At 74.4% G+C, this 6,356-nt stretch carries 4 protein-coding genes and 1 pseudogene; 1 reads left to right on the top strand and 4 read right to left on the bottom strand.

The window, feature by feature from the left end; translation table 11 throughout:
• Nucleotides 1-37 precede the first annotated feature (37 nt).
• The 3 genes from ACFU0Y_RS16345 to ftsY all read right to left on the bottom strand — a co-directional run bounded on the left by ACFU0Y_RS16345 (nt 38) and on the right by ftsY (nt 3,095).
• On the bottom strand, nt 38-376 hold the full coding sequence (locus ACFU0Y_RS16345) for a P-II family nitrogen regulator (protein WP_017833766.1): 339 nt from the start codon (nt 374-376) through the stop codon (nt 38-40).
• Nucleotides 377-427: 51 nt separating this feature from the next.
• Nucleotides 428-1,741 (bottom strand): ammonium transporter, encoded by a 1,314-nt coding sequence (locus ACFU0Y_RS16340; RefSeq protein ID WP_380215719.1) that lies wholly within the window; start codon nt 1,739-1,741, stop codon nt 428-430.
• 208 nt (nt 1,742-1,949) lie between these two features.
• Nucleotides 1,950-3,095, bottom strand: a complete 1,146-nt coding sequence (gene ftsY / locus ACFU0Y_RS16335) for a signal recognition particle-docking protein FtsY (protein ID WP_380215717.1) — start codon at nt 3,093-3,095, stop codon at nt 1,950-1,952.
• 81 nt (nt 3,096-3,176) lie between these two features.
• On the opposite strand from ftsY, the gene ACFU0Y_RS16330 reads away from it, so the two are divergent.
• Nucleotides 3,177-4,412 (top strand): MFS transporter, encoded by a 1,236-nt coding sequence (locus ACFU0Y_RS16330; protein ID WP_380215715.1) that lies wholly within the window; start codon nt 3,177-3,179, stop codon nt 4,410-4,412.
• Between the two features lie 105 nt (nt 4,413-4,517).
• Here ACFU0Y_RS16330 and ACFU0Y_RS16325 read toward each other — a convergent pair.
• Nucleotides 4,518-6,356 (bottom strand): annotated as a pseudogene (locus ACFU0Y_RS16325) (chromosome segregation protein SMC); the annotation flags it as partial.

Genomic DNA, 6,356 nt, shown 5'->3' with positions numbered 1-6,356 from the left:
TCCCGGTGGAGGGGGCCGGCCGCCGGGACGGGTGGGCTCAGAGCGCCGTCTCGTCGCGCTCGCCCGTGCGCACGCGCACGGCCTGGTGCACGTCGGTGACCCAGACCTTGCCGTCACCGGCGCGGCCGGTGTTGGCGGAGGAGACGATGACGTCGACGATGTCCGTGGCCTGGTGGTTGTCCACGAGGATCTCGACCCGGACCTTCTCGAGCAGGTCCACCGTGTACTCCGCGCCGCGGTAGACCTCGGTGTGCCCGCGCTGCTGCCCGTAGCCGTGCACGTTCTGGACGGTCATGCCCTGGACGCCGTAGGACTCGAGGGCGGACTTGATGTCCTTGAACTTCTCGGGGCGCACGATCGCGGTGACGAGTTTCATGGAAGGGGTGCCTTTCGTGAGGGTGGGATGAGCCGGCGGTCGCCGCACGGCTCAGCTGTGCACGGGCTCGGAGCGGCCGGGCTCGAAGCTCGAGGAGTCCTCGCCCGCGGTGTGCCGGCCGGGGCTGAAGGAGCCCGTGGCGTCCCCGGCCAGCGCGTAGCCGGTCTCGGCGTGCTGGGTGATGTCGATGCCGTCGATCTCGTCCCGCACCGGGATCCGGAAGCCGATCGTCCTGTCGATCACGATGGCGATGAGGAAGGTGAGCACGGCGCAGTACAGGACCGAGACGAGCACCGCGACCACCTGGGTGAGCAGCAGGCCGAAGCCCCCGCCGTAGAACAGGCCCGCGGTGCCCTCGGAGGGCAGCGCCACGAAGCCCAGGGCCACGGTGCCGACGATGCCGGAGACGAGGTGCACGCCGATGACGTCCAGGGAGTCGTCCATGCGCAGCCGGTACTTGAGACCCACGGCCAGCGCGGAGCAGATGCCGGCCACGAAGCCGATCACGATCGCCCAGACCGGGGAGACGTTGGCGCAGGCCGGGGTGATGGCCACGAGCCCGGCCACGGCGCCGGAGGCGGCGCCCAGCGAGGTGGCGTGCTTGTCGCGGATGCGCTCGGTGAGCAGCCAGCCCAGCATGGCGGCCGACGGTGCCACGAGGGTGTTGATCCAGATGAGCCCGGCCTGCTCGGCGGTGGCCGCGGCGCCGGCGTTGAAGCCGAACCAGCCGAACCACAGGATCGCGGCGCCGAGCATCACGAGCGGCAGGTTGTGGGGGCGCTGGCTCGGGTCCTTGCCGAAGCCCTGGCGGGCGCCGACGATGAGGATGAGGATCAGCGCGGCCACGCCGGCGTTGATGTGCACCACGAGCCCGCCCGCGAAGTCGATGGCCTCGCCGAGCGCGGAGCCGATGGCGCCGTCCTCGGTGAGCAGCCCGCCGCCCCACACCATGAAGGCCAGGGGGGCGTAGACGAGCGTGGCCCACACGGGCACGAACACGGCCCAGGCCCCGAAGCGGGCGCGGTCGGCGATCGCCCCGGAGATCAGGGCGACGGTGATGATGGCGAAGGTCCCGCCGTAGGCGGCGCCGAGGAGGTCCTCCGTGCCCATGATGTCGGTCAGGGCGAAGGACGGCACGGGGCTGCCCGTGACGCCGCCCAGCAGCGGGTCCCCGCCGCTCATGGAGTAGCCCCACAGCACCCACACCACGGAGACGAACGCGATGGAGATGAAGCTCATCATCATCATGTTCAGGACGCCCTTGGCGCGGGTCATCCCTCCGTAGAACAGGGCCAGCCCGGGGGTCATGAAGAAGACCATGGCTGCCGCGACGATCGTCCACACGTGTCCAGCGGTGATTTCCACGATGTGCACCTCTCTCTGAAGGTTGTCAGGTCACCGGTGCCACCGACCCGTTCCCCGTGGGGCCGTCCCGTGCTCACCGTTCCCTGTCGAGTCTCCGAGAGAGATGTTTCGCCCGCCGCCGCGTGCGGTTGCAGACATGTTTCACGCCCGCCGCAGGGGTTACGCGGACGTAAACTGCGGCGGGCGTGTGGGGCGGTCGGGGGACGGATCAGTCGAGGAGGGCGTCCACGAAGCTCTCGGGCTCGAAGGGCGCGAGGTCGTCCGGGCCCTCGCCCAGGCCGATGAGCTTGACCGGCACGCCGAGGCTCTTCTGGATGGCGACCACGATGCCGCCCTTGGCGGTGCCGTCCAGCTTGGTGAGGACGATGCCGGTGACGTCGACGACCTCGGCGAAGACCCGCGCCTGGGTCATGCCGTTCTGCCCGGTGGTCGCGTCGATGACGAGCAGGACCTCGTCGACGGTGGCGGCCTTCTCCACGACCCGCTTGATCTTCCCGAGCTGGTCCATCAGCCCCGCCTTGTTCTGGAGCCGGCCGGCGGTGTCGATCATCACGACGTCCACCTCGTGCTCGATGCCGGCGGTCACGGCGTCGTAGGCCACGGAGGCGGGGTCCGCGCCCTCGACCTGCGAGCGCACGGTGGGCACGCCCACCCGGGCGCCCCAGGTGGAGAGCTGGTCGGCGGCCGCCGCGCGGAAGGTGTCCGCGGCGCCGAGCACCACGTCCTTCTCCTCGGCGACGAGCACGCGGGCGAGCTTGCCCACGGTGGTGGTCTTGCCCACGCCGTTGACGCCCACCACGAGGACGACGGCGGGGATGGGCCCCTTCCGGTCCACGGCCAGGGACCGGTCCATCGAGGGGTCGACCAGCGCGAGGAGCTCCTCCCGGAGCATGGTCTTGACGTGGGCGGGGTCGTTGGTGCCCTCGACCTTGACCCGGCGCTGGAGGGCCTCGACGAGGGCCATGGCGGAGTCCGTGCCGAGGTCGGCGAGCAGCAGCGTCTCCTCGATCTCGTCCCACACGTCCTGGTCGATGCGGTCGCGCGAGAGCAGGGCCAGCAGGCCCTTGCCGAAGACGTTGTTGGACCGGGCCAGCCGTCCGCGCAGGCGCGCCATCCGGGACGCGGCCGACTCGGGGCGGTCGAGGGCCGGGCGGGTCTCGGCGGGCGGGGCCGTGGCGGTGCCGGGCTCGAGGTCCCCGGGGGCCGCCACGGGACCGCCCTCGAGGTCGTCCGGGTCCCGGGTCGAGGGATAGCCCCCGCGCGGGGCCTTGGGCCCGCGCAGGAGGACCAGACCGAGCAGACCGAGGACCACGACGGCGATGAGGACGTAGGCGAGAACGGGTATCGAATCCACGTCGCCCAGCTTCTCACACCGCCCGGGACCGGGCCCGTGGCCGTGGGACCGGCCCGCCGCGCGGGGTCCTAGACTCGACGGGTGCCCGTTCAGCCCGCCGCCACCGCCCCCGAGCGCGACCGCGTCCCCCAGCAGATCACGGTGCTCATCGCCGCCGCCTTCGTCATCGCGATCGGCTACGGCATCGTCGCCCCGGTGCTCCCCCAGTTCGCCACGACCTTCGGGGTGGGCGTGGCCGCCGCCTCGGCCGTCATCAGCGTCTTCGCCGTGGCCCGCCTCCTCTTCGCCCCGGCGGGCGGGCGGATCCTGAACCGGATCGGCGAGCGCCCGACGTACGTGATCGGGGTGCTCATCGTCGCGCTGTCCTCGGCGGCCACCGCGTTCGCCCAGACCTACTGGCAGCTGCTGCTGTTCCGGGGCCTCGGGGGGATCGGCTCGGTGATGTTCACGATCTCGGCCATGGGGCTGATCGTGCGGCTCGCCCCGCCGCGGATGCGCGGACGGGTCTCGGGCTACTACGCCTCCGCGTTCCTGGTGGGCGGGGTGCTCGGGCCCGTGGTCGGCGGCCTGCTCGCCGGCCTCGGGATGCAGGCGCCGTTCCTGATCTACGCGGTGTCGCTGCTGGTGGCGGTGGCCGTGGTGCACTTCCGGCTCAAGGACGAGGTCCTCGGCGCGGGCGGGGACCGCCGCCACCAGCCGGTCATGACGGTGGCGGAGGCGCGCCGGGTGGGCGCCTACCGCTCCGCGCTGGTCTCGAGCTTCGCCAACGGGTGGACGGCCCACGGGATCCGGGTGGCGCTCGTGCCGCTGTTCGCGGTCGCCGTGCTCGGGGCCGGCCCGGCCGTGGCCGGCCTGGCCCTGGCGGTCTACGCCGCGGGAAACGCGATGACCCTGCCGATCACGGGCCGGCTCACGGACCGCTTCGGGCGCCGGCCGCTCGTGCTCAGCGGACTGGTGCTCAACGGGGTCGCGACCATGGGGCTGGGCTTGGTCCAGGACGTCCCGTGGTTCGTGGTCCTCTCGCTCGTGGCCGGGATGGGCTCCGGGACCCTGAACCCGGGCCAGCAGGCGACCGTGGCCGACGTCATCGGACCGGACCGGGCCGGCGGTCCGGTGCTGGCCCGCTTCCAGATGAGCGCCGACGCCGGGCAGATCCTCGGCCCCGTGGTGGCCGGTGCGCTCGCCGACGCCGCGGGCTTCGGCTGGGCCTTCGGGGTGTCCGGGGCCATCATGCTGCTGGCGGCGGTGGCCTGGCTGCCGGTCCGGGACACGATGGAGCGTCCCGGCACGCCGCCCGTGCGCGATGCCGGGCGGTAGCGCCGGCGGGGGGGCAGCGGGGGGGGGCAGCGGCCGAGAGGACCACCGGGCCGGAGCGGCGCCGGTCCGTGCCGGGCGGCGCGGCCCGGTCCGGCACGATCCGGCTCAGCGCAGCTCGGCGAGCCGCTGGCCGATGACGGTGGTCACGCCGTCCCCGCGCATCGCCACCCCGTAGAGGGCGTCGGCGATCTCCATGGTCCGCTTCTGGTGGGTGATGATGATCAGCTGCGAGGTCTCCTGCAGCTGGCGGAAGATGCTCAGCAGCCGCCCGAGGTTGCGGTCGTCGAGGGCCGCCTCGACCTCGTCCATGACGTAGAAGGGCGAGGGGCGGGCCTTGAAGATGGCCACGAGCAGCGCGATCGCCGTCAGCGAGCGCTCCCCGCCGGAGAGCAGGGAGAGCCGCTTGATCTTCTTGCCGGCCGGGCGCGCCTCGACGTCGATACCGGTGGTGAGCATGTCCGTGGGGTCGGTCAGGCGCAGCCGGCCCTCCCCGCCCGGGAACAGGGTGGCGAAGACGCCCTCGAACTGCCGGGCGGTGTCGGCGTAGGCCTCCGTGAAGACGCGCTCCACGTGCTCGTCGACGTCACGGATGATGCTGCGCAGGTCCTGCCGGGAGCGCTTGAGGTCCTCGAGCTGCTCGGCCAGGAAGCGGTGGCGCTCCTCGAGGGCCGCGAACTCCTCCAGCGCCAGGGGGTTGACCCGCCCCAGGGAGGCGAGCTCCTTCTCGGCCCGGCGCAGCCGGGCCTCCTGCTCGGCGCGCACGTAGGGGGCGCCCTCCGGGGCCCCGGCCGGATCGCCGGACACGGCGCCGAACAGGGCGTCCTGGCCCTCCTCGGCCGGGGACGGCACGTCGCCCGCGCGCTCGGCACCCTGCGGCGCCCCCGGGCCGGCGTCGGAGTCGGGGTCGGGGATCGGCAGGTGCGGCCCGTAGTGCTCCACGAGCGCGTCCGGGGTGAGTCCCAGCTCCTCGAGGGAGCGGTCCTCGAGCGACTGGATCCGGGCGCGCCGCTCGGTGCGGGCGAGTTCGTCCCGGTGCACGGAGCCGGTGAGCTCGGCGACCCGCGCGGTCAGCCGGTCGTTGGTGGTGCGCAGGTCCGTCAGCTCCGCGTCCAGTCCGGCGCGGACCGCCTCGGCCCGGTCCCGCTCCGCGGCGGCGGCCGCCGCGGACGCCGCGACGAGTTCGACCAGCTGCTCGGCGCCGGCGAGCACCGCCTCCGCGGTGCGGGCCTGGATCCGGCGGCGCCGGGCCCGGCGCTCCGCCTCCTCCCGCGCCCGGCGCTCGGCCGCGGCGGCCCGCTCCTGGGACGCGGCCCGGTTGCCCAGGGCACGGGCCTGCTCCTCGAGCGAGCGCAGGGCGAGCCGGGCCTCCGTCTCCGCGGTGCGGGCCGCCGTGGCGGCCCGGTGCAGCGCGTCGCGTCGGGCGGCGGCCTCGAGCTGGACGGTCTCGGTGTCCTCCTCGCCGTGCTGCTCCGCAGCCTCGAGCCGACCGGCCGCCTCGCGCAGCCGCTCCTGCTCGCGGGCCAGGTGCTGCCGCGCGGCCGCGACCTGCCCGTCGAAGCGCCGGGTCTCCGCCTCGGCGGAGTCCAGCACGGCCCGGACCCGGGAGAGCTCGGCCGCGGCCCGGTCCGCCGTGCGCTCGGCGCCGCGCAGGGCCGCCGCGGCCTCCTCGGCGGCCCGGCGGGCGGCGTCGCGCACCTCGGCCGCCGCCCGGGACGCGGCACGGGCCCGGTCCAGGGCCTCGGCCAGTCCGGCCCGCTCCGCCTCGGCGGCCTCGGCCGCGGCGCGCGTCTCGAGCGCGCCGGCCGCCTCCGCGGCCCCGCCCCAGGCGCTGGCGCCCGTGAACACGTCGCCGCCCCGCGTGACGGCGGTCAGCTCGGGCCGCTCGGCCACGGTCCGGGCCGCGGTGGCGGCGTCCTCCGTGAGCACCGTCGCGGCGAGCAGGGC

The organism is Kocuria sp. NPDC057446 (assembly GCF_042802875.1).
Taxonomy (GTDB): Bacteria; Actinomycetota; Actinomycetes; order Actinomycetales; family Micrococcaceae; genus Kocuria.
Note: the sequence above shows the minus strand (reverse complement) of the source record. Positions and strands in the feature narration are given on the sequence as shown.